The organism is Camelimonas sp. ID_303_24, from assembly GCF_053543495.1.
The window spans coordinates 192,993-214,123 of sequence record NZ_JBLLJM010000003.1 but is presented as its reverse complement, the minus strand read 5'-3'; the positions used below and the strand labels follow the sequence as shown (position 1 = coordinate 214,123).

Annotated in this window: 16 protein-coding genes; 1 reads left to right on the top strand and 15 read right to left on the bottom strand. The window is 67.2% G+C overall.

Annotated features, from left to right (window positions below; translation table 11 throughout):
* Positions 1-342 precede the first annotated feature (342 nt).
* The 12 genes from ACERNI_RS03980 to ACERNI_RS03925 all read right to left on the bottom strand — a co-directional run bounded on the left by ACERNI_RS03980 (position 343) and on the right by ACERNI_RS03925 (position 17,292).
* Positions 343-3,882 carry an AAA family ATPase gene (locus tag ACERNI_RS03980; RefSeq protein ID WP_448831967.1) on the bottom strand — a complete coding sequence of 1,180 codons (3,540 nt, stop codon included), beginning with the start codon at positions 3,880-3,882 and terminating at the stop codon, positions 343-345.
* Positions 3,882-5,168 carry a metallophosphoesterase family protein gene (locus ACERNI_RS03975; protein ID WP_448831966.1) on the bottom strand — a complete coding sequence of 429 codons (1,287 nt, stop codon included), beginning with the start codon at positions 5,166-5,168 and terminating at the stop codon, positions 3,882-3,884. Before ACERNI_RS03975 ends, ACERNI_RS03980 begins: the two co-directional genes overlap by 1 nt.
* Before the next feature lie 201 nt (positions 5,169-5,369).
* On the bottom strand, positions 5,370-6,242 hold the full coding sequence (rfbA, locus tag ACERNI_RS03970) for a glucose-1-phosphate thymidylyltransferase RfbA (RefSeq protein WP_448831965.1): 873 nt from the start codon (positions 6,240-6,242) through the stop codon (positions 5,370-5,372).
* A gap of 570 nt (positions 6,243-6,812) precedes the next feature.
* Positions 6,813-8,138 carry a nucleotide sugar dehydrogenase gene (locus ACERNI_RS03965; protein ID WP_448832157.1) on the bottom strand — a complete coding sequence of 442 codons (1,326 nt, stop codon included), beginning with the start codon at positions 8,136-8,138 and terminating at the stop codon, positions 6,813-6,815.
* 173 nt (positions 8,139-8,311) lie between these two features.
* Positions 8,312-9,655 (bottom strand): UDP-glucose dehydrogenase family protein, encoded by a 1,344-nt coding sequence (locus ACERNI_RS03960; protein WP_448831964.1) that lies wholly within the window; start codon positions 9,653-9,655, stop codon positions 8,312-8,314.
* Positions 9,656-9,816: 161 nt separating this feature from the next.
* The gene (locus tag ACERNI_RS03955; protein WP_448831963.1) at positions 9,817-10,674 is read right to left on the bottom strand and encodes a sugar transferase; all 858 of its coding nucleotides are present in this window, start codon (positions 10,672-10,674) and stop codon (positions 9,817-9,819) included.
* Positions 10,675-11,060: 386 nt separating this feature from the next.
* Positions 11,061-11,462 carry a monovalent cation/H(+) antiporter subunit G gene (gene mnhG, locus ACERNI_RS03950; RefSeq protein ID WP_448831962.1) on the bottom strand — a complete coding sequence of 134 codons (402 nt, stop codon included), beginning with the start codon at positions 11,460-11,462 and terminating at the stop codon, positions 11,061-11,063.
* Positions 11,459-11,740: a K+/H+ antiporter subunit F gene (locus ACERNI_RS03945; protein ID WP_132009374.1), complete on the bottom strand. Its 282-nt coding sequence runs from the start codon at positions 11,738-11,740 to the stop codon at positions 11,459-11,461. Before ACERNI_RS03945 ends, mnhG begins: the two co-directional genes overlap by 4 nt.
* Complete coding sequence (locus tag ACERNI_RS03940; protein ID WP_448831961.1) at positions 11,737-12,246, bottom strand: Na+/H+ antiporter subunit E; 510 nt, start codon at positions 12,244-12,246, stop codon at positions 11,737-11,739. The genes ACERNI_RS03945 and ACERNI_RS03940 overlap by 4 nt, the downstream gene beginning before the upstream one ends.
* On the bottom strand, positions 12,243-13,904 hold the full coding sequence (locus ACERNI_RS03935; protein WP_448832156.1) for a monovalent cation/H+ antiporter subunit D: 1,662 nt from the start codon (positions 13,902-13,904) through the stop codon (positions 12,243-12,245). The genes ACERNI_RS03940 and ACERNI_RS03935 overlap by 4 nt, the downstream gene beginning before the upstream one ends.
* 41 nt (positions 13,905-13,945) lie before the next feature.
* Positions 13,946-14,284, bottom strand: coding sequence for a Na+/H+ antiporter subunit C (locus tag ACERNI_RS03930; protein ID WP_448831960.1), 339 nt, complete (start codon positions 14,282-14,284; stop codon positions 13,946-13,948).
* Positions 14,284-17,292 carry a monovalent cation/H+ antiporter subunit A gene (locus ACERNI_RS03925; protein WP_448831959.1) on the bottom strand — a complete coding sequence of 1,003 codons (3,009 nt, stop codon included), beginning with the start codon at positions 17,290-17,292 and terminating at the stop codon, positions 14,284-14,286. Before ACERNI_RS03925 ends, ACERNI_RS03930 begins: the two co-directional genes overlap by 1 nt.
* A 211-nt stretch (positions 17,293-17,503) precedes the next feature.
* Between ACERNI_RS03925 and ACERNI_RS03920 the strand changes: the two genes are divergently transcribed.
* On the top strand, positions 17,504-17,806 hold the full coding sequence (locus ACERNI_RS03920) for a helix-turn-helix transcriptional regulator (protein WP_448831958.1): 303 nt from the start codon (positions 17,504-17,506) through the stop codon (positions 17,804-17,806).
* A 64-nt stretch (positions 17,807-17,870) separates the two neighbouring features.
* Here the strand turns inward: ACERNI_RS03920 and tenA are convergent, their stop codons facing one another.
* The 3 genes from tenA to nspC all read right to left on the bottom strand — a co-directional run bounded on the left by tenA (position 17,871) and on the right by nspC (position 21,100).
* Positions 17,871-18,554 carry a thiaminase II gene (gene tenA / locus ACERNI_RS03915; RefSeq protein ID WP_448831957.1) on the bottom strand — a complete coding sequence of 228 codons (684 nt, stop codon included), beginning with the start codon at positions 18,552-18,554 and terminating at the stop codon, positions 17,871-17,873.
* 158 nt (positions 18,555-18,712) lie between these two features.
* The gene (locus tag ACERNI_RS03910) at positions 18,713-19,951 is read right to left on the bottom strand and encodes a saccharopine dehydrogenase family protein (protein ID WP_448831956.1); all 1,239 of its coding nucleotides are present in this window, start codon (positions 19,949-19,951) and stop codon (positions 18,713-18,715) included.
* 48 nt (positions 19,952-19,999) lie between these two features.
* The gene (nspC, locus tag ACERNI_RS03905) at positions 20,000-21,100 is read right to left on the bottom strand and encodes a carboxynorspermidine decarboxylase (RefSeq protein ID WP_448831955.1); all 1,101 of its coding nucleotides are present in this window, start codon (positions 21,098-21,100) and stop codon (positions 20,000-20,002) included.
* Positions 21,101-21,131 lie beyond the last annotated feature (31 nt).

Below are 21,131 nucleotides of genomic sequence, written 5' to 3'. Positions count from 1 at the left end.
GGCTCAGCATCCGGGGCTCCCATCCTGGCGCGCGCCTGTCCGGCCCGATGCGCGCTGGCTGGCGCAGGCGGTCGGCGCAAGGCGCAAACGCCCGGCCGCTTGCCGGCAGGGCAGGCGGGGACATGGCGACATGTCTGATATGGGAAGCGCGAGGATGGCTCCGGGACCATGGCGGGAACGTCGTTCTGTTGCGACGTGTCCCGCGCGTCATGGTCCCGGACGCCGCCGTCCTTGAGACGTTTTCTCCCTGTATGGGCAGATTTATTGCAAGCTTCCGCAACGCCGTCCAATTGGCAATTTTTCCGGAAACAAGCTGTTTTGGTTATGGATCGGCGGTGTTTCTCAGGCGGAAAGCTCGTGCAATATGGCGTCGGGGCAGCGCTGGGCCGCAATGTCGCATAGGTGGCGGTGATGGGTGAGGTAGATCACCTGGGATCTGCCGGCCATTTCCGCAAACAAATCAACCGTCGCGGCTGCGCGCGCGTCATCGAAGGTTTCCATCACGTCGTCCGCGACAAACGGCGGCGGCGTCTGGCTGGCGGCGAAATCGTGGAAGGCGGCGATGCGCAGGGCAAGGTAGAGCTGGAACCGGGCGCCCTTCGACAGCTTCTCGACTTCTTTCGGCCGGTTTTCCCGATCCATGGCGACCAGCACTTCGCCAGATGCGCCAGGTTGCGCCGAGAGACCCGCCCAGGCGCCGCAACTCATCTGGCTGAAGGCGCCGGAGGCGCGGCGCAGCAGGGAACTGCGGTGGCTGTCGCGCCAGGCTGACAGCGCCTGCTCCGTGGCGGCGACGCCAAGGCGCAGTTTGAGATAGTCGCGCGCCTTGGCGGCGATTTCCAGCAGCACCGTCTGGCGCCGGGTTTCGAGTTGCGCCGCCGCAGCGTCAGAACCGATGTCCGCGATGGCTTTTTCCAGCCGGCGGCGTTCGGCGTGCAGTTCCAGCACATGGGCGTGGGCGGCGTCGATGTCGGCCGCCAGCGTGGCGGCCTCGGCCTGCAGTGCGCCGCGGTCGGCGTCCGCCAGCTGGCGATCGGCGTCGGCGATGCCCGCCGCGCCGGTGTGCTGCAGAATCTGCTGCTCCAGTTCGCCAATCTGCGCCAGCGCGTCATGACGTTTTTGCGCCGCCGTAAGCGCGCGCTGGGCCTCCGCCAGGGTCTCAACGCGGAAGTGGCCTGTGATGTGGGCGGTTTCAGCCTCCAGCAGCGCTGCCTGCTGCGCAAGCTGTTGCAGGCGTTCGCGCACGTCGGCCTGTTCGTTCTGGATGTCCTGGGCGCGGCGGCGCGCGTCGTCCGCCGCCGCTGCCCGCGCCTGCAGGCGCTGATATAGCGCCAAAGCATTGTCCGCGTTGCCACTTGTCCTGTCGTCGGTTGCTTCGGCGCCCGTAGGCCCAGCGTCTGTCGCCCCATCGCCCGCCGCATGGCGTTGCGCCAGCGCCCGCACCGCGTCCGTGAAGCTCTGCCGGTCCCGCTCCATCTTGCCGATGCGGCTCATCAGGTCCTGGCGCCGCGACAGCGCCGCCTCAAGCTGCGGCAACACGTCGAGCGCCGCCCGCACCCGCGCCGGCGCGGGCAGGGGGCGTACGGCGCCCAGCCAGCAGGCGGCGCAGGCCTCGGACCAGGCCTCCGTCCAGGCGCTGGCGGCGGCTTCCACCCGCTCCAGTCCCTGTTTGCGGCTCTGGTATTCCCGCGCCGCCCGCCGCCGCTCATCGTGCTGGCGGCGGCTGGCGTCGACGGCGGCGCGCAGCCGGTCCGCCGCGGCGATCAGGTCGGCAAGGCTGGCGTCGGGTCCGGCAACGCCAGCTGGCGCGAGCACGGCGCGCAACCCGGCGGTGGCTTCATCCTGCAACACGCTGGTTTCGGCCAATTGCTGCTGCTTCGCCAGCAGCGGCTCCCATGTCTCCAGCGCCCGCTGGCGCCGCAGCAGCCAGTCGGCCAGGGCGTCTGGGGCATCAAGCGCCGCCAGATCCGGCGACAGCGCCCCGGTGAGCGTCCGGGTGCGCTGGCGCAGTTCGCCGATCCGGGTCTCCGCCGCGCCCAGCCGGGTCGCCAGTTGCGCCAGGCGCTGTTCGATCTGCGCCTGCTGCTGCCGCAATTGCACCGCCTGCAACAACTCCTTCTGACGGGTGAGGCGGGTTTCAGCCACCATGTCGTCGTGGCGCATGGCGGTTTCGAAGGCATCGGCGCTGGCCGCGTCCAGCGTCAGCCGGTGCGCCGCCCACGCCTGCTCGCGCCGGGCGCGCGCCTCGGCCACGCCGGCTTCGTCCACGGCGCCGGTGATCCTGGCAAGTCCCGCCAGCTCGGCCAGCGCCTTGTCATGATCGCTCCGCAGACCGTCGATGGCCTGGTTAAGGTGCTCGCGCGCGCGCAATGCCCCGGCCAGCTCTTGCGCCAGCGCCTCCAGCACGGAGGCAGCTGGCGCCGTCATCGCCGCCAGCGCCCCGGCCTCGCCGCGCCACGGCGCCAGAAGTTGCAGGTGCTGGTCGAGCCGGGCGCTGGCATCGGCGACCTCACGCCGCTGCGCCGCCAGCCGCCGGTCAAACCCCTGCTGACGGGCATTGTCGGCGGCCATCGCCAGCCGCGCCTGCCAGTCTCCGTCCTGAGCCAGGGCCGCATCCGCCGTGGCTGCGGGCAGGTCCGCAAGGGCGGCTTCCGCCTGGTCCAGCGCCGCCCGCGCATCGGCGTCTTCGCGCCGCGCGTCCTGCAACTGGGCGTCGAGCGCCGCCCGGCGGTCGATCAGCTCACGGAAGGTGAGAACGAGGCCTGCCGGCAACGGCAGGCGGGCGGCGTCGTCATCGGCCGGGCGGCCGAGCTGTCGCAACAGCGCGGTTATGTCATGGGCGCTGGCTTCCAGGTCATGGCGCCGGTTGGGAAGGCTGCGCGACCCCGAGACATATTGCGCGTGCAGCGCATCGAGCGCCGGCAACTCCACGCCAAGCCGCAGGCCGGCCTCATCCAGCCGGATGGCCGCCAGCCGTTGCGTCAGCTCTTCCTCGCGCTGGCGTTGCGCCCGCAGGCTTTCCTGCACCCGGGCCTGTTCGATGATCAGTTCGCCCGTCCGGTCAGCCCAGACCGCCGGCGCCTCGGGATATTCGGGCAGCCCGGCCAGTCTGGCGCGCTGCGCCGCCAGCCGCGGCGCCAGGTCCAGGGCGGCCAGCACGCCGCGGATGTCGTCGCTGCGGCGCTGGAGTTGCCCCTGGTCCCTGCTGGCGGCCGCATAGCTGGCCAGGCAGCGCTCCAGCTCGGTCCGCAGCGTCGCGTGGCGTGAGGCGATGACGTCGATGGCGTCGCGCTGCTGGCGCAACTCGGCCAGTTCGCTCTTCAGCCTGCCCAGTTCGGTGTTGCGGCCGCGCGGTTTCCAGAAGGCGTCGGCGCGGGCGCGCAGGTCGCCGAGCGCGCCGGAAAGGGCGCCAAGCCCGGCGCTGGCGGAGAACAGCATCTCGCCCAGCTGGCCCTTGCTGGCGATGGCCTCCTTGCCGCCCGCCTCCAGCGCGTCGGCGTCGAGGGAGAACATGTTGGCGTAGGCGGAGCGGCCAAGGCCGCCCATCGCCTCGACCAGCGCGTCCTCGGGCACCGGGTTGCCGTCGGCGTCGAGCAGGCTGTTTTTGGCCCGCTTCACCCGCACGTAATCACGCGCCCCGCCAGCCAGCGCCAGCCGCGCGCCGACGCGCATCAGTTCGTAGCCATGCTGAAAGGCATAGGGCGTGTTCGGCGCCATGCCATAGAGCAGGTCGAGCCAGGCGTTCAGCGCCGTGGTTTTGCCAGCTTCGTTGGGGCCGAGCACGATGTGCAGGTCAGGCTTGCCGGGACGGGCCGGGCCGAAATCCAGCGTCTGGTCGGTGAACCTGCCGTAGCGGGTGAGGTCGAGCCGTTCGATGCGCATCAGGCGTCCTGCTCCACGGCGTCCGCCTGCAGGCAGGCCATGGCGTCGGCGGCTCCCTCGCGGGCCAGCGCGGCGATCAGTTCATCGCGTCCCACATCGCTTCCAGGATCAAAATCGTCGCGCAGTTCCGGCGGCAACTGGCTGATCACATCGGCGAGCGCTGCGCGGGCGGCGGCGACGAAGGCCCCGGATGGCAGCACCCGCTCGCTGATGAGCCGCGCCAGCTCATGGGTAGGATCGGCGTCGGAGGCCATGGCGGTGGGCGCGACGTCGCGCAGGTCCGGGCCGATTTCCACCTTGTCGATGAAGCAATTGTCCAGCCGCTGCGCAGCGGCCATCGCTTCCGCGAGCAGGCGGTCGGCGTCGCGCCGCGCCCAGCCGGCCATGGCGGTGGCGCCGCCCAGTCGCAGCCGCGCCACCAGATGCTGGCTGCCAACGCCCTGGCGCAGGTTCGCCAGGCTTTTGTGCAGCCGCTCCGCCACCTCCGCCCGGGATTGCGCGCCGCCGAGATCGACCTCGGCCCGGGCAAATTCGGCGATGCTGGTCAGGCGCTCCTCCAGGGTAATGGTGCGGGCGTCATCGATGGAAACCAGGGTGACGGAGCGGGGCCCCGCTTCGTTGATGTCGCGCCCCTGCGGATTGCCCGGCATGACGACATCGCAGCGCCCCCGGTAGACCGCGCGCTTGTGAATATGACCCAGCGCCCAATAGTCGAAGCCGCTGCCGTCCAGATCGGCGATGGAGCAGGGCGCATAGACGTCGTGCCCCTCGGCCCCGCCGAGGCTGGTGTGCATCACGCCGATATTGATCGCTCCGGCCACCGGAGCCCTGAATTTTGGCAGCAACGATTCCGGCGCGTGGGGGCGGGCGAAACTGAGGCCATGGATGAACACCGGCATGGCGCCCGCAGGGCGCGGCGCCTCGATGGCCTGGGCGCGGCCATCAAACACCGTGACGTTTGGCGGAAGGGTCAGTTCCTTGGTGATACGCGAGGCGGCGTCATGATTGCCGCGAATGATGTAGACCCGCACGCCGGCCTCCTCCAGCCGGCGCATCTGCCCGGCCAGAAACAGCGCGGTTTTCATCGAGGTTTGATCGCCGTCATACAGGTCGCCAGCGACGATCAGCGCATCAACCTGCTCCTCGATGCAGATGTCGACGATGCGCGCCAGCGCCTCACGGGTGGCGTCGGCAATCAGCCGGCCGACCCCGGCGTCGCGCAGCGCCAGCGTGCGCAGGGGAGAATCCAGATGGATGTCGGCAGCGTGCACGAAACGAAACGCCAATCCCGTCTCCTCCTGGCGCCGGAGCGCCTGTGAAAAATGGGCGTCTTCCCGCCGGCGCCAATGCCGGCGCAACGGGTTTCATACCCGAAAACCAGAACGCGCCGCATCAGGGGTGATGCAGCGCGCCATTTACTGTCGGGCAAATGCAAGCCAGATGCCAGGCAGATGTCAGGGACATGTCCAGAGACTTGCTGCGGAACGTCAGCGCCCCTCGTGCGCCCGCCGCACCAGATACTGGCCATAGCCGCTTTTGCCGAGCTCCTGTCCCAGCCGTTCAAGCTGGGCGGCTTCGATGAAGCCCCGCTCGAACGCCACTTCCTCAGGGCAGGCGATGCGCTGGCCCTGGCGCTTTTCCAGGGTGCGGACGAAATTGGCGGCGTCCACCAGGCTGTCATGGGTGCCGGTGTCGAGCCAGGCGAAGCCACGGCCCATCTGCTGCACGTTGAGCTTGCCGCGCTCCAGATAGGCGCGGTTGACGTCGGTGATTTCCAGCTCGCCGCGCGGCGATGGCTTCAGATTGGCGGCGATGTCGACCACGTCGCGATCGTAGAAGTACAGGCCGGTCACCGCCGAATGCGAGCGTGGTTTCGCTGGCTTCTCCTCGATGCTGAGCGCGCGGCCGCTCTTGTCGAACTCGACGATGCCGTAGCGCTCCGGGTCCGTGACGTTATAGGCGAACACCGTCGCTCCGTCTGGCTGCGCCCGGGCGTTGGCCAGCAGGTTGGTCAGGCCATGGCCGTAGAAAATATTGTCGCCGAGGATCAACGCCGAATTGTCGTCGCGGACGAAATCCGCGCCAATAATATAGGCCTGCGCCAGCCCGTCGGGGCTTGGCTGCTCCGCGTAGGAGAATTCAACGCCCCAGCGCGCGCCGTCGCCCAGCAGACGCTGGAACTGCGGCAGGTCATGCGGCGTGGAGATGATGAGAATTTCACGGATGCCCGCCAGCATGAGCACGCTGAGCGGATAATAGATCATCGGTTTGTCATAAACCGGCATCAGTTGTTTTGAGGTAACCAGAGTCAGCGGATGCAGGCGCGTGCCGGAACCGCCGGCCAGAATGATACCCTTCATGAACTGTCAAATCCCGATGCGTGAAGCCCCTGATCGCCCGGACAATGAGCAAAACGCTTCCAGTTAGCAAGTAAAAGCAGCGGGGAGGCGGCGGCCGGACCTGTAACGGAGCCGCGGCCGCTGACCGGCGCCAGCGCCCCAGCCGGGCGTGATGCCCAAACCAGACGCGTCAGGCGCATTCGTTGTCGGGCAATGGCAATGGGCGGCCGGTTCTGCAGGTCGGTCATCACGCGGATGTGAATTTTGCAGCGCGTCCGTCGGGCGGGGTCATCACAACCTGGCGGCAACCGTCAGCGGCGGACGCCATGCGCCGGAGCGGTCAGGCCTGCTGCCTCAGGTGTGGGCCAGCAGATACAGCGCGCCAACCAGAGGGGCGACAATGCCAACCAGAAAAGGCAGCAGATTCTTGGCCATGATACGCATTCCGTCCGGGCTTGGTCTGGCTGGGAGCGCTGCGGCTAACCCATCCGTCTGTCATTAATCATTTGTTTACTCTGTTATAAAGCGAAAAAGCAGGCTGTGTGTTCCCACACAGTCTGCTTGGTTAATGCCAGTGGTCGGGGAGGAGGTTCAGGCGCGAACGATGCGGTCGCGGTTGGCGATGACGCCGGCGGTGGCGTTGCGCGTGTCGATCACCAGCGGCACGCTGGCGGTCAGGGTTTCATAGTCGACGCCATCGTGATCGGTCGCCACGAGCGCCGCGTCGAAGCCGGCCAGGGTTGCCGCCGACCAGACGATGGAGGCGCGGCCAGCCAGCGGCGCGTGCTCGCGGGTCATGGGGATGACCGGGACGAACGGATCGTAGAACGCAACCTGGGCGCCGCGACGCTCCAGCTCTTCCAGCAGGACGAACGCCGGGCTTTCCCGGGTGTCGTCGACATTCTTCTTGTAAGCCACGCCGAGCAGCAGGATGCGCGCGCCATGGACGCTGCGCTGCAGGCGCGCGCTCAGGACGTCGGTCAGCCGCTCGATAACCCGGTGCGGGGCGGCGGTGTTGATCTCGCCAGCCAGCTCGATGAAGCGCGTCGGCACGCCAAACTCGCGCGCCTTCCAGGTGAGATAAAACGGGTCGATCGGCACGCAATGGCCGCCGAGTCCGGGGCCTGGATAAAACGGCATGTAACCGAACGGCTTTGATTTCGCCGCCTCGATCACCTCCCAGATGTCGATGCCCATGCGCTCGTAGATCAGCTTCAGCTCGTTGACGAGCGCGATGTTGACCGAACGGAAGATGTTCTCCGTCAGCTTGACCGCCTCGGCGGTGCGGGCGTCGCGCACCGGCACGACATGGGTGACAATGGCGCCGTAAAGCCGCTGCAGCAGATCGCGGGTCAGGTCGTCATCGGCGCCGGTCACGCGTGGAATCGTCGATGTGCCGAAGCTGGCATTGCCGGGATCCTCGCGCTCCGGGGAATAGCCCAGGAAAAAGTCAGCGCCAGCCTTCAGTCCCGAAGCTTCCAGCTCCGGCCTGAGCACCTCATTGGTCGTGCCGGGCCAGGTGGTGGATTCCAGCACGACAAGCTGGCCGGGACGCAACACGGCGGCGATCTGCCGGCCGGTCGCCACGATGAACGACAGGTCCGGCTCGCGATAGCGCGACAGCGGCGTCGGCACGCAGATCAAAATGGCGTCCGCGTCGGCCAGCCGGGCCGGATCGCCGGTCGCCACGAAGCGTCCGCTCGCGGCCATGGCGGCGACGCGCTCCGCGGCAACGCTGCTGAGATGGCTGTGGCCGGCGTTCAGCCCCGTCACCTTGGCCGGGTCAATATCGAAGCCGATGACCTGAAAACCGGCGCCGGAGGCGGCGATGGCCAGCGGCAGGCCGACATAGCCCATGCCGATGACGGCGATGACCGCATCCCGGCTGTCGAGCCGCGCGCCTATCCGCCCCGCCAGCGCGGCGGTGGCTCCGGCCTGCTGGCCTGCGGCGGTGGATGGCGCATCGCCTGACGTGTGACGCACGGGAAAGTCTCCGGAAACAGGCGCCTGATGCGCGGCGCCGGTCAGGCGCGTTTCAGGTCCGGCGACGCCTTGCGCGCGACCGGTCGAAGAACGGGTATAGCCGTCGTTTACGGCGCCGCAATGGGGCCGCCGGCCGCCGGCGCGCCCGCTGGCCGCCCCACGCTCCAGTAATGCAGGCCTGCTTCCGCCACGTCTTCGGGCGGATAGATGTTGCGCAGGTCTACCAGGGCCGGACGCGCCAGGCGGTTGCGCAATTCATGCAGGTCAAGCGCGCGGAACGCGTCCCATTCCGTCACGATGACGAGGGCATCGGCGCCGTCAGCGCAGGCGTAAGGATCGGCGGCATAGTCGATGTCGCGCAGAACCTGCTTCGCCTGGTCAACGCCTTCCGGATCGTAGGCGGCGATGCGCGCGCCGGCCGCCTGCAATTCATTGATGATGGCGATGGACGGCGCGTCGCGCATGTCGTCGGTGTTGGGCTTGAAGGTCAGGCCAAGGATGGCGATGCGCTTGCCGGCGACGTCGCCGTCGCAGGCGGCGATGACGCGGGCGGCCATGGCGCGTTTGCGCGCGTCATTGATGGCCACCGTGGTTTCCACCAGCCGCACCGGGCTGCCATGGTCCTGCGCCGTCTTGACCAGAGCCAGGGTGTCCTTGGGGAAGCATGAGCCGCCATAGCCGGGGCCGGCGTGCAGGAACTTGGCGCCGATGCGTTTGTCGAGACCGATGCCCCGCGCCACCTCCTGGACATTGGCGCCCACCTGTTCGCACAGATCGGCCATTTCGTTGATGAAGGTCACCTTCATCGCCAGAAAGGCGTTGGCGGCGTATTTCGTCAGCTCCGCCGTGCGCCGGCCGGTCATGACCAGCGGCGCCTGGTTGAGGAACAGCGGCCGGTAAAGGTCGCGCATCACCTCCTGGGCGCGCGCATCCTCGACGCCGATGACGATGCGGTCCGGCCGCTTGAAGTCCTCGATGGCGGCGCCTTCGCGCAGGAATTCCGGGTTGGACACCACGGAGAAATCCGCCGCCGGATTGGTCTCGCGGATGATGCGCGCCACCTGGTCGCCAGTGCCAACGGGCACCGTGGATTTGTTGACCACCACGGTGTAGCGGGTGAGCGCGGCGGCGATCTGGGCTGCGGCCTGATGCACGTAGGTGAGATCAGCGTGACCGTCGCCGCGCCGCGAGGGCGTGCCGACGGCGATAAAGACCGCGTCCGCGTCCGCCACAGCGGCGGCGAGATCGGTGGTGAAGCCGAGCCGTCCCTGGCGCACGTTGGCGGCGACCAGTTGGTCGAGGCCTGGCTCATAGATCGGCAGTTTGCCAAGGCGCAGATTGTCGATCTTCGCGGCGTCCGTATCGACGCAGATGACCGAATGGCCGAAATCAGCGAAGCAGGTTCCGGAAACCAGGCCGACATAGCCTGCGCCGATCATCGCGACACGCATGAAACCCCGCAGTTGGTAAGGAGCCGGCGGCGCCAGTCCGCGCCGCGCCGTTGGGCGGCGAACTTCAGTCCGCCGTTTCGGCCCCGACTCTGCCCATACATGATGACAGGCGTTTCATGTCCGCTACCGGCTCCGCAACGCCCGGAATGCGCTGGCCCGCGTCAGGTCAGGCGACCTGCCCGCGCCGACAGCCTCCAGCGGGAGGCCGGTCCGGTCCGGCAGGGTCTGGCGCGGCGCCGCATCCGCCCCCTATGTAGCGGGGCGAGGGCCATATGGGTAGTGCGCGCGCGGCGCGCTGCGGAAAATTCGCGGGCGTCAAATGCTCCCGCGCCCATATTGCCGGCAGCCGGCTGGCGCGGGTCCAGCAGGCGCCATGGCGTTTTCAGGAGAATGGCCAGATCCCGCCACGGCGACCAGGCGCGGACGTAGGCCAGATCGGCGTCCAGACGCGCCGCCATGGCCGCGACATCCGGCGTCGGGCCGCGCGCGCCGCTGATCTGGGCAAGGCCGGTTATGCCCGGCCGCACGGCATAACGGCGGCTGATGTGCGCCAGGCGCAGACGGAACAGGGCGTCGAGTTCCGGCATGTGGGGGCGCGGACCGACCAGGGACATCTCCCCGCGCAGCACGTTCAGCAATTGCGGCAGTTCATCCAGGCTGGAGGCGCGCAGGAAGCGGCCGCTCCAGGTGACGCCAGGGGCGGCGCCAGAGGTCTGGATGCGGCGCAGGCGGGTCTGGAAACTGTCGGGAGCGCCAGACGCGTCAGTTGTGATGGCGGGGCTGGCGCAGTCCGCCGCTTGCCGCATGGTGCGGAACTTGAGGATGGTGAAGGGCGCGCCGCGCCAGCCGGTGCGCGTCTGGCGAAATAGCGCCGGCCCCGGTGAATCCAGACGCACAAGCAGGGCGATCAGCAGCATCAGCGGCGCGAGCATGACAAGCAACGGCGCCGCGAGCGCCAGATCAATCAGGCGTTTCCCGGGCTGGCGGGCGACAGGCGGCGGCTGGCGCGGCCGTGGCAAGGCGCGCAGCCGGCGACGCCCGCAACGGGCAGGGGGCAGCATCCAGATGGACTGATCCCGCCGTGGAGTGTCAATGGGCATGGCGATGACATCTCGCGTGGTGTTGTCATCAGAGCGTAGCAGTTTCGATCAAAATGAAAACAAATATATATAAATAATTAATTTGCTTATTCTGGAGATTGTCTAAATTTCAGCAATGGAAAGTTCTGTGTGCGAAGGATTTTTTGCTGGGCGATTGCAGGGGGCATGGGTTCGGCGCGCAATATTGGGGTGACGACGAAGGGGCGCGAAAAACTGTTTCCTTCAGCCCAAGGATCGCGCCGCCACGGTGCGCACAGGCTCAGGTTTCCGGCTCAGGCTTCCGGCTCCAGATCCCGGCCTCCGGGTCAGTCAGATTTGGCGCCCGCAACAGGCTCGGCCGCGATGCCGTTGGCGGCGAGCGGCGGGGCGTCGGTAATCTTGGGCGCCCTGCCTTCGGCCCGGTCGCGGTAGAGCGTCGCCTGGGTCAGCATCAGCATGGTGACCGGCGTCGTCACCGTGACGAACAGGGCGATGAGGATTTCATGGACGACGGGGCGGGTTTCGCTGACGGAGAAATACACCATTGAGGCCAGCAGCACGCCGCCGATGCCGAGGGTCGCGCCCAGGGTTGGCGCGTGCACGCGCTCATAAAACGAGCGGAACCGCACGAGGCCGATGGCGCCGATCATGGTCAGCGCCGCGCCGGCCAGCACCAGAAACGCCGTGAGGAGGGCCGCCCAGTCGGGCAGGGTTTTGATGGCGATCATTCAATCGCCTCCCCGCGCATCAGGAATTTGGCCAGCGCCACGGTCGAGACAAAGCCGAGCAGCGCGATCACCAGCGCCGCCTCGAAATACAGCGTGCTGCCCGAGACGATGCCAAACACCAGCATCAGCCCCATGCCGTTCAGATAAAGCGAATCCATGGCCAGCACCCGGTCCTGCGCGCGCGGGCCGCGAAACATGCGCAGGCAGGCGCAGACCATGGCGATGGCCAGCATAAATTGGGCCGCCATCAGCGACCAGGTCAGAATGGTCATGCTCATTCGAACACCTGTTGCAGCCATTGCTCGTAGCGCCGGGTGATGGCCCCCGCCAGTTCGTCCGCGTCCTTCAGGTCCAGCACATGCATCAGCAGCAGCCCGGTCTGCGGGTTGAAGCTGATCCACGCCGTTCCCGGGGTGGCGGTGAGAATGCAGGCCAGCATGGCCAGCGACCATGGCGAGCGTATGCTCAACGGCACCAGGATGTGACCAGCCTGGCGCTCGGGGCCGGAGAACAGGATCGCCCGCGTCACCTTGTAGTTAGAGATGAAAATGTCCGGCAGCACATTGCCGAGCAGGCGCACGAGGGCCCATGGCCGCCGCATGCGCAGCGGCGGCGTATCCAGCGTGGTCAGCAGGCGCGGGGCCGTCAGGGCCAGCAGCAGGCCAAGGAAGATCTGCCCTGGCGACACGCTCTGGTTCAGCAGCAGCCATATGGCCAGCACCAGCGCCGAGACGGCGGGCCACGGCAGCAGCCAGGCAAGGAAGCGGCTTGCACGCCCTGTCATCGCGCGGCCTCCTTCTTCTGCGGGGGCAAGACTGGCGCCGGGGCGCTCCGGCCGCCGGCCGGCGCGGTGGACGCATCCGCGGCGGAGGCCGGCGTGGCGACCACCGGCTTTTTCAGCACGGCGTCCATGTACAGCTTGCGCTGGGCCAGCTGTTCGGTGGTGTCGCGCACGAAGCGCATGGCCGGGCCAGCCTGGATGGTCAGGCCGACGCACAGCGCCAGCAACACCAGCACCGGCCCCAGCTCGATCATGCTGACGCGCGGCGCCTCGCGTTCGAAGGACGGCCAGAAGGTGCGGATGCCGGCGCGCATCATGGCGATCAGCGTGGCGAGGCCAGACACGACAAGGGTCGCCACCAGCAGCCAGGCCGCCCAGGCCGAGCCTGGCGCCGGCCCGTTGCGCGCCTGGTCGAGCAGGGCGTCCAGCATGGCGAATTTGGCGATGAAGCCGGATAGCGGCGGCAGGCCTGACAGCAGCAGGGCGCAGCCCATGAAGGCGATGCCGAGGATCGCCAGAATGGCTGGTACGGCGGCGCCGGCCTCGCGGCTGTCCTCGCTGTCCTCGTCATAGACGATGCCATAGGCTTCCAGCGTCACCGCCAGCACGTCGTCGGCGCGGGCGCGCCCCCGCTCCGCCAGCTCGATCAGCATGAAGAACGCCGCGATCGCCAGCGTCGAACTGACCAGATAATACAGCGTCGCGCTGAAGACATTGGCGTTGCCGGCGCCCATCACCGCCAGGATGGTGCCAGATGACACCAGCACGCTGAAGCCGGCCAGCCGCGCCATGGCCTGGGAGGCCAGCATGCCCAGCATGCCGTAGATGATGGTGATGACGCCGCCGGTCAGCAGCAGGCCGCTGGCGGCGATCACATTGGTCTGGCCGTCTGGCGAGAACAGCAGGCCGAGACGCAGGATGGCGTAGACGCCGACCTTGGTCATGATGGCGAACATGGCCGCCACCGGCGGCCCCGCCGCGGCGTAGGTGGTGGGCAGCCAGAAGCCCAGCGGCCAGATCGCTGCCTTGACCAGGAAGGCCACGCCCAGCACCGCCGCGCCGACGCGGAACAGCGTGGTTCCATGCGCGTCGAGATCGCCGATGCGACTGGCGATGTCAGCCATGTTGAGCGAGCCGGTCGCGCCATAAATCAGGCTGACGCCAATCAGGAACGCCGAGGAGGCGACGAGGTTGACGGAGATGTAATGCAGCCCGGCCTTCACCCTGGCGTGCCCGGAGCCATGCAGCGCCAGGCCATAGGAGGCCGCCAGCATGATCTCGAAGAACACGAACAGGTTGAACAGGTCGCCGGTCAGGAAGGCGCCGTTCAGACCGACAAGCAGCACCTGGAACAGCGGATGAAAGAAGCTGCCGGCCTTGTGCCAGCGCGCCAGCGAAAACACCATGGCCGCAGTCGCCAGCAGGGCCGTCAGCGCCAGCATCATCGCCGACAGCCGGTCCAGCGCCAGCACGATGCCAAGGCGCGAGGGCCAGTTGCCGATCTGGTAAACCTGCACGGCGCTCTGGGCGCCGCCGGCCGAGGCCTGAACCAGCAGGACAATGGCGATGACCAGCAGGGCGAAGGTGGAGGCCAGACCCAGCGCCGCCGTGATCCTGCCGCTGCGGCCGTCGATGACCAGCATCAGCCCGGCCACGACCATGGGCAGCAGGATGGGCGCCAGAATCAGGTGCTGGATCCAGCTCAAAGGCCGTCCTCCCGGCCGTCCACGTGGTCGCTGCCGGTGAGCCCGCGCGAGGCGATGGTCACCACGAGCAGCAGCGCCGTCATGGCGAAGCTGATGACGATGGCCGTGAGCACGAGGGCCTGCGGCACGGGATCGGCGAGGGCGCTGGCGGGGCCTGCGCCCTCGGTGAAGGTCGGCGCGCCTACCTTCAGGCGTCCCATGGAGAAGATGAACAGGTTCACCGCGTAGGAAATCAGCGACAGGCCAACGATGACCTGAAAGGTGCGCGGACGCAGCACCAGCCAGACGCCGGAGCCCGTGAGCACGCCGATGGCGATGGCGATAACGGGCTCCATCAGGCGTCTCCCCTGTTGCGCGAGGCGGCCTTTTCGCGCGCGGTCGCCTTTTCCATGGTGCGGTAGACGCGGATCGACTGGTGGGCGATGGCGATCAGCATCAGCACCGTGGCGCCAAACACCAGCGCGAACACGCCGAGATCGAACGACAGGGCGCTGGCCAGGGGCGTCTTGCCGAACAGCGGCAGGTCCACGTAGCGGAAGGCGGTGGTGAGGAACGGGCGGCCGAACAGCACCGCGCTGAGGCCGGTGGCGGCGGCGAGCAGGATGCCGGCGCCGATCCAGCGCACCGGCAGCACCACCAGCCGGTCTTCCACCCAGCGGGCGCCGCCGGCGATGTATTGCAGGATAAAGGCGATGGCGAAGGTCAGGCCGCCGATGAAGCCGCCGCCGGGCAGATCGTGGCCGCGCATGAACAGGAACGCCGCCATGGCGCAGATCACCGGGAACAGCAGCCGGATGATGACGCCCTGCACCAGCATGTAATGGGCGTTGATCGGGTCCCTGGCCGGCGCGTAGCGGGTGCTGTCGTATTCGATCTGGAAGCGCTTCTGGTCGGGCGCGGCGAAACTGTCCCGCGCCGGCCGGTAGCGGCGCAGCAGGGCGAACACGGTGATCGCCACGGCGCCAAGCACGGTGATCTCGCCAAGCGTGTCGAAGCCGCGGAAGTCGACGAGAATGACATTGACCACGTTGTGGCCGCCGCCTTCCGGGTACGCGCGCCGGATCAGCTCATCGCCGATGGTGGCGGTCTGCTCCGAGGTCAGCACGGCGAAGGCCAGCGCCGCCACCCCGGCGCCGGCGATGATGGCGATGAACAGATCGCGCAGCCGCCGCAGGCGGGCCGAGGTCTGCTGGTCGTCGGCGATCAGTTCGTCGCGGCGCGGCATCCAGCGCAGGCCCAGCAGGATCAGCACCACGGTGACGATTTCGACCAGCAACTGGGTCAACGCCAGGTCTGGCGCCGAATACCAGACGAAGGTGATGCTGGTGGCGAGGCCAGAGCCGCCCATCAGGATCAGCGCCACCAGGCGGTGATATTTGGCCTGCCAGGCGGCGCCAACGGCGCAGGCAATGCCCACCCCCCATACCAGCACCAGCGCCGGATCGAACATGCCGACCATGGGCACCGAGGAGGTCAGCCAGCCCGGCGACAGCCACGTGCCGCCAAGCCAGGCGCCCACATTGGCCAGCGCCGTTGCGGGGGAGAAGGCGGCGCTGGCGAGCAGCGGCCAGCAGCCGGCCAGCACCATGATGACCACGAGGGCGCGCAGCTGGGATTGCAGGTGCGTGGTGCCCAGAAACTCTTCCAGCACGCGGGCCCAGCGCCACGACAGCATGGCGATGGCGCGCTCGAACAGCCGGCGGCCGCTGAGGCGGCGCAGCAATGGCGGCCCCTCCACCGCGCCGGAAAGGTAGTCCTTGAGGCCGAGATAGGTGAGCGTGCCGCCGCCGAGCGCCACCACGCTCATCAGCAGCGCCGGCGTCAGGCCGTGCCAGACCGCCAGGCTGTATTCCGGCGTCAGGGCGCCCAGCACGCCGAACACCGCCGCGCTCAGGAAGCCGCTGATCGTCCAGGTGGGCAGCACGCCGACCAGCAGGCACATCAGCGCCAGCAGGGCCGCCGGCGCCAGCATCCAGATCGCCGGATCATGGGGCTTGCGCGGCAGGTCCTTCGCTACGGGGCCGAAGAACACCTGGTCGATCAGCCGCAGCGAATAGGCGACGGAGAACATGCCGGCGAGCGTCGCGAGATAGGGCAGGACGTGATCGAAGGCGGAATCGACGTGGGTCTCGATGGTTTCCGCGAAGAACATTTCCTTTGACAGGAAGCCGTTGAGCAGCGGGACGCCGGCCATGGCCGCCGCCGCAACCATGGCAAGGGTGGCGGTGATGGGCATGGCCCGGTACAGGCCGCCGAGCTGGCGGATGTCGCGGGTGCCGGCCTCGTGGTCGATGATGCCGGCGGCCATGAACAGCGACGCCTTGAAGGTGGCGTGGTTGATCATGTGGAAGATCGCCGCCACGGCCGCCAGCGGGCTGCCGAGCCCGAGCAGCAGCACGATCAGGCCCAGATGGCTGATGGTGGAATAGGCCAGCAAACCCTTCAGGTCCTGCTGGAACATGGCGAGGAAGGCGCCGATCAGCAGCGTCGCCGCGCCCACCGGCGTGAAGATCCAGAACCAGTAGTCGCTGGCGGCCATCACCGGCCACATCCGCGCCAGCAGGAACACGCCGGCCTTCACCATGGTGGCCGAATGCAGGTAGGCCGAGACCGGCGTCGGCGCCGTCATGGCGCGCGGCAGCCAGAAATGAAACGGGAACTGGGCGCTCTTGGTGAGCGCGCCGAAGGCCACCAGCACAAGGGCGACCGGATACATCGCATGGTCGACGATGGCCCGGCCCGAGGACAGCACCACGTCCAGCTCATAGCTGCCGACGATGTGGCCGATAATCAGCATGCCGGCGAACAGGCTGAGGCCGCCGGCCGCCGTCACCGTCAGCGCCATGCGGGCGCCGTCGCGCGCCGCGTCCTTGTGATGCCAGTAGGCGATCAGCAGGAAGGAAAACAGGCTGGTCAGTTCCCAGAAGAACACCAGCTGGATCAGATTGCCGGAGATGACGACGCCCAGCATGGCGCCCATGAAGCCGAGCAGGAACGCGAAAAAGCGCGGCGCTGAATCATCCGGCGACATGTAATAGCGGGCATAGAGCACCACGAGCGCGCCAATGCCGGAAACGATCATCGCGAAGGCCCAGGCGAAGCCGTCGAGCCGGATGGAGAAATTCAGCCCGTACTCCGGCAGCCAGGCATATTGCGCCCGCAACACCGTGCCCGCGTAAATGTCAGGGGCGGCCCACAGTCCAAGACCAAAAACCGCCAGCGCCGTCAGGCCCGCCAGCCACGCCACCGAACTGCGCGCCCCCAGCGGCATGAGCGCCGTTATCGCCGAGCCGGCGAAGGGCAGAAAAAGCATGAGCGTCAGGAGCAGCTTGGCGTCGGGCATCTGCGATGGAAAAACCTTTCAGAACGGCAAACGTATCGTGAAAACCAGCAAAAAGCGCTCGAGCTTGCTCCTGTTCGCCCATTATGGTTGATTTGGCGGACGAAATGCAATCGGGTTCAATGAACTGGACAACCGCAGCCGCTGGAAAAATGGCTGCTGGAACGCCGGACCCGCGATGGCTCCGGAGAGTCTGCCTTAAACGCGATGGTCGATGCACATGGGGGCATTTCTGAAACCTGTCCGCAGCATGAGTCCGGGGCAATGCCGCGCCGCGCGCGGCCTGCTTGACTGGACGCAATGCCAGCTGGCGGAAGAAGCCGGCGTGTCGCGCAGCACAGTGCGCGATTTCGAGAGCTGCCGGCACGGCCTGCAAAAGGCCAGCGAAAGCCAGATCGTTGGCGCTTTCCAGAAGGCGGGCGTGCGTTTTATCGCCGCTGGCCGCGAGGGGCCGGGGGTGCGCCTGGAGCGCGACGCCTTCGCGCGCAGCCTGCAGGCGGGGCCGCCAAGGCGCTGATCTGGCCAGCTTCGCCCAGGCAACCCGGGTCTGGTCAGGGGCGTCTGGCCAGTCCTGTCTGGCGTCAATCCGCCAGGGTCAGGCCCATCTGCCAGAAATCCGCTTCCAGCCTGGTGGCGTCGCGGAATATCCGCGACAGCTGGGCGAGGCGCTCCGGCGTCACGCTGGCGAGGCGGGCGTTGAGCCAGTCGCGCTCGGCCTGCGCCGCCTGCTGGAATTCGGCGTCGGCGTACATGCTGATCCAGCGCATGTAGGGGTTGCCGTCACGCTTCAGGAACGGCTGGGCCAGCAGCCAGCTGGCGACATCGGCGTAGCCGACGACGCAGGGCGCCAGCGCCACGTGCAGGTCGAGCAGATCGCCGCTGGCCCCGGCGTCAAGCACATAGCGGGTGTAGGCCATGGTGGCGCGCGATTCCTGCAGCGCGGCGAGATCGTCCTCGCTGACGCCCCACTCGGCGCACCATGAAATGTGCAGGCCCATCTCCAGATCGACAATGGCCTTCAGAATGTCGAGGCCCTGGCGCAACTCGGCCATGCTGCGCGCCTTGTAGACCGCCAGCCCCCAGGCCCGGGCGAAATGCACCAGGAACAGGTAGTCCTGCTTCAGGTAATGGCGGAAGCTGGCCTCGGGCAGCGAGCCGTCGCCCATGCCGCGCACGAACGGATGTTCAATATAGGCGCGCCAGTCGCTGGGGCAGGCGTCGACAAGCCGGTCGAAGGGCAGGGCGTTGGACAGGACGGCGCTCATGTTTTTCTCCCTGCTGTTTTTCCCGGGGCGCGCAGAAACGGCATCGCGCAGAAACCGCATGCAGACATGCAAAGGGCTGGCGCAGCCGCCAGCCCCGGAGTTCTTCGGCCGGGTTCTTCGGCCGGGCGCGCCGGTCAGGGGCGCGCCCGCGAAAAACATCAGAACGCCAGTTCGCGGTCGCCCCGGGCGTCCTTCACCCGGTTCGGCAGGCCGATGCGGTTCAGGAGGTTGATGAACGGCTCCGGCGGCAGTTCCTCGACGTTGACCATGGTCTTCGCGTCCCATTCGCCGGTGGCGATGAGCATGGCGGCGGCGGCGGCGGGCACGCCGGCGGTGTAGGAAATGGCCTGGCTGCCGACTTCCTCGAACGCTTCCTTATGATCGGAGATCTGGTAGATGAAGGCCTCGGCGTCCTTGCCGTCCTTCTTGCCCTTCGCCAGCACGCCAATGCAGGTCTTGCCGGTGTAATCCTGCGCCAGCGACGACGGGTCGGGCAGCACGGCCTTCACCACCTTCAGCGGCGCGACCTCAATGCCTTCGGCGGTGCGGACCGGCTGCTCGGAGAGCAGGCCGAGGTTCTTCAGCACGGTGAAGACGTTGATGTAATGCTCGCCAAAGCCCATCCAGAACCGCACGTTCGGCACGTCGAGGTTCTTCGAGAGCGAGTGAATCTCGTCATGGCCGGTCATGTAGGTGGCGCTGGTCCCGACCACGGGCAGGTCCCAGTCCTTGCGGATCTCGAACATCTGGTTCGAAGTCCACTGGCGGTTCTGCCACGACCAGACCTGGCCGGTGAACTCGCGGAAATTGATTTCCGGATCGAAATTGGTGGCGAACCATTTGCCGTGGCTGCCATCATTGATGTCGATGATGTCGAGCGAATCCGTGGTGTCGAGCCAGTCGCGAACCAGCAGCGCCGCATAGGCGTTGACCACGCCAGGGTCGAAGCCGGCCCCGAGAATGGCGGTGACGCCGGCGGCGGCGCAGGCTTCGCGGCGCTTCCACTCGTAATTGCCGTACCACGGCGGATTTTCGCAGATTTTCAGCGGGTCTTCGTGGATCGCGGTGTCGATGTAGGCAACGCCGGTTTCAATGCAGGCCTGCAACACGGACATGTTGACGAAGGCCGAGCCCAGATTGATGACGATCTGGACGCCGGTGCGCGCGATCAGCGCCTTGGTCGCCTCAACGTCAAGAGCATCCAGCGCGTGCGCCTCAAGGACGCCGGGCTGTTTCATGCTCTTTTTCTCGTGAACCGACGCGATGATGTCGCGGCACTTGCCGACGGTGCGCGAGGCGATGTGGATGTCTCCAAGCACATCGTTGTTCTGCGCGCATTTGTGGGCAGTGACCTGGGCGACGCCGCCGGCGCCGATGACAAGGACGTTTTTCTTCATTTCACGCGAAAACCCCGTGTTCTGTGAATCTGCAAGGTGGGCGGGCGCTCAGGAGAGCGCCGCCGCGAAGTCGTCGTAACCGAAGGCGCGCACCAGGCGCACCTCGCCATCCAGCTCGCGGATGGCGATCGACGGCATTTTGACGCCGTTGAACCAGTTCTTTTTCACCATCGTATAGCCGGCTGCGTCCTGGAAGGAGATGCGGTCGCCGACCGCCAGTTCCTTCCCGAACCGGAACTCGCCGAAAATGTCGCCGGCCAGGCATGACTTGCCGCACACCATATAGGGATGCGGGCCGGCGTCCGGCTCCACTTTCGCATGCTGGCGGTAGATCAGCAGGTCGAGCATGTGCGCTTCCACCGAGGCGTCGACGATGGCCAGTTGTTTGCCGTTGTCGAGAATGTCCAGCACGCTGACTTCCAGCGTCGTCGAGCGGGTGATCGCCGCCTCGCCTGGCTCCAGATAGACCTGCACGCCGTAGTCGGCGGCGAACTTCTTCAGGCGGGCGCAGAAGGCGTCGAGATCGTAGCCGTCGCCGGTGAAATGGATGCCGCCGCCGAGGCTGACCCATTTCACCTGGGTCAGCAGGTCGCCAAAGCGCTCCTCGATCTTGCCGAGCATGGCGTCGAACAGCTCGAAATCGCCGTTCTCGCAATTGTTATGGATCATGAAGCCGTCGATGCGGTCCATGAACGGGCGCACCCTGTCCGCGTCCCATTCGCCAAGGCGGCTGAACGGCCGGGCCGGATCGGCGAGGTCGAAGCTGGACGACGAGACGCCAGGGTTCAGGCGCAGGCCGCGCTGGATGCCGTCGGCGCGATCGGCGAAACGGGTGAACTGGCCAAGCGAGTTGAAGATGATCTTGTCGGCGCACGACACGACCTCGTCGATCTCATGATCGGCGTAAGCGACGGAATAGGCGTGGGTTTCGCCGCCGAATTTCTCACGGCCGAGGCGCACCTCATACAGGGACGAGGAGGTCGTGCCGTCGAGATACTGGTTCATCAGATCGAACACGGACCAGGTGGCGAAGCACTTCAGCGCCAGCAGCAGCTTCGCGCCGGACTGCTCGCGCACGCGCCGGATGATCTCCATGTTGCGCAGCAACGCGGTCTTGTCGATCAGGTAATACGGCGTCTGGATGCTCAATTGTCGGTCCTGCTGTTGCGAGCCGCATCCG